General features: G+C 72.1%; 1 protein-coding gene. It reads left to right on the top strand.

Translation table 11 applies throughout. The annotated features are described in order from the left end of the window. Nucleotides 1–13: 13 nt before the first annotated feature. Nucleotides 14–2,536, top strand: a 2,523-nt coding sequence (locus tag V5O46_RS31520; protein WP_332888157.1) for a beta-ketoacyl synthase N-terminal-like domain-containing protein, incomplete at its 3' end; no start/stop codon positions are given.

The raw sequence follows: 2,536 nt of genomic DNA, 5'->3' as shown, positions 1-2,536 counted from the left end.
GCCCGGCGGCACCATGATCGCCATCGAAGCACCCGAGACCGACGTCCTGCCCCTGCTCGCCGGACACGAAGAGCACGTGGCGATCGCCGCCGTCAACGGACCCCGCGCCACCGTCATCAGCGGCACCGAACACATCGTCGAGGACATCGCCACCCAGCTCACCACACGCGGCCACCGCACCAGCCGCCTGAAGGTCAGCCACGCCTTCCACTCCCCCCACATGGACCCCATGCTCGACCAGTTCCGACAGGTCCTGCACAGTGTCGAGTTCCACCCGACGCGGCTGGCACTGCCCGCCGGACAGGCGGTGCGCGACCCCGAGTACTGGGTCCGCCACATCCGCGACGCCGTCCGCTTCGCCGACCAGATCACCTGGCTCGAACAGCACGACACCACCCGCTACCTGGAAATAGGACCCGGCGGCGTCCTCACCGCCCTCGCCCAGGACACCGTCACCCGCACCGACACCCTCCTCGTCCCCACCCTGGTCAAGAACCTCGACGAGACCCACGCCCTCACCCGCGCCGCAGCCGAACTCCACGTCTCGGGGGCGGAGATCGCCTGGCAGGCCTTCTTCACCGGCCGGGGGAACGCGCCGCGCCGGGTCGACCTGCCGATGTACGCCTTCCAGCGCCGCCGGTGCTGGCTCAAGGAGACGGTCGGCGTGTCGGCTGGGCTCCCTGGGGACGTAGCCGATGCGGAAGCGGACGAGGAGTCCGTGACGCAGGCGGCCGGTCCTGCGGCCTCCTTCGCCTGGATGTCGGAGGAGGAGACGGACCGGGAGCTGCTGGATCTCGTACGGCGGCACATCGCAGCCGTGCTCGAACACGACAGCCCCGAACAGGTCCCGGTGGACGCGCCGTTCAAGCAGCTCGGCTTCGACTCGCTGATGTCGGTGGAGTTCTGTGCCGCGCTCGGCCGCGCGGTCGGCGTACGGCTGCCGTCGTCCACGCTCTACGACCACCCCACCCCGGAGCTGCTGGCACGACACGTACGCGGCGAACTCGTGGGCACGCGGGGCGAGGAGGCGGAGGCAATGGCTGCCCCGGACTCCGGCGCCGCCTCCGACCCGATCGTCATCGTCGGCATGAGCTGCCGGCTCCCGGGCGGGATCCGGACGCCCGAGCAGCTGTGGGCGCTGCTGGCGGCGGGCGGTGACGCGGTGTCGCCGTTCCCCGCCGACCGCGGCTGGGACCTGGAGGCGCTCTACGACGCCGACCCGGAGCGCTCCGGCACGTCGCATGCGCGGGAGGGCGGGTTCCTCCATGACGCCGCCGACTTCGACCCGGCGTTCTTCGGGATCTCGCCGCGTGAGGCCCTGGCCATGGACCCGCAGCAGCGGCTGCTGCTGGAGACCTCCTGGGAGGCCCTCGAACGCGCCGGGATCAACCCGAAGTCGCTGCGTGGCAGCAAGGCCGGCGTCTTCGTCGGTGCCACGGCTCAGGACTACGGCCCCCGGCTACACGAGGCGCCCGAGGAGATCGAAGGCTATGTGCTGACCGGGACGACGCCCAGCGTGGCGTCGGGCCGCGTGGCGTACACCCTGGGTCTGGAGGGCCCGGCCGTCACCGTCGACACGGCCTGCTCGTCCTCGCTGGTCGCCCTGCACATGGCCGCCCAGTCCCTGCGCTCCGGCGAATGCTCGCTCGCCCTCGCGGGCGGGGCGACCGTCATGTCCAACCCCGGCATGTTCGTGGAGTTCAGCCGGCAGCGGGGACTCGCCCCCGACGCCCGGGTCAAGGCCTTCGCCGAGGCCGCCGACGGCACCGGCTGGGGCGAGGGCGTCGGCATGCTGCTGCTGGAGCGGCTGTCGGACGCTCGGCGCAACGGGCATCCGGTCCTGGCCGTGGTCCGGGCCACGGCCGTCAACCAGGACGGCGCCAGTAACGGTCTCACCGCGCCGAACGGTCCTTCCCAGCAGCGGGTGATCCGGCAGGCCCTCGCCAACGCCGGTCTCACCCCTGACCAGGTCGACGCGGTCGAGGCGCACGGCACGGGTACCACTCTGGGTGACCCGATCGAGGCGCAGGCGCTCCTCGCCACGTACGGCCAGGACCGCCCGACCGACCGGCCCCTGTGGCTGGGCTCGGTGAAGTCCAACATCGGGCACACGCAGGCCGCCGCCGGTGTCGCCGGTGTCATCAAGATGGTCATGGCCATGCGTCACGGCGTCCTGCCGATGACACTGCATGTCGACCAGCCGACCAGCCATGTCGGCTGGGACGCCGGAGCCGTCACCCTCCTCACCGAGGAACAGCCCTGGCCCGGGACCGACCGGCCCCGCCGGGCCGGCGTCTCCTCCTTCGGCGTCAGCGGCACCAACGCGCACGCCATCATCGAAGAGCCCCCCATCGCCCTCGACCAGGGCCGGCCCGCCGACTCGGGCGTCGTGCCGTGGGTGATCTCCGCCCGGACCGCCGACGCGCTGCGCGACCATGCACGGCAGCTCCGCGAATACGTCGAGCAGCGGCCCCGGTTGGACACCGCAGCCGTCGCCGACACGCTCGTCAACGGGCGCGCCCTGTTCGAGCATCGG

Source organism: Streptomyces poriticola (assembly GCF_036689765.1).
In the GTDB taxonomy this organism is placed as follows: domain Bacteria; phylum Actinomycetota; class Actinomycetes; order Streptomycetales; family Streptomycetaceae; genus Streptomyces; species Streptomyces poriticola.
The sequence above is the reverse complement of the archived record's forward strand: the minus strand, read 5'-3'. Positions and strand labels throughout refer to the sequence as shown.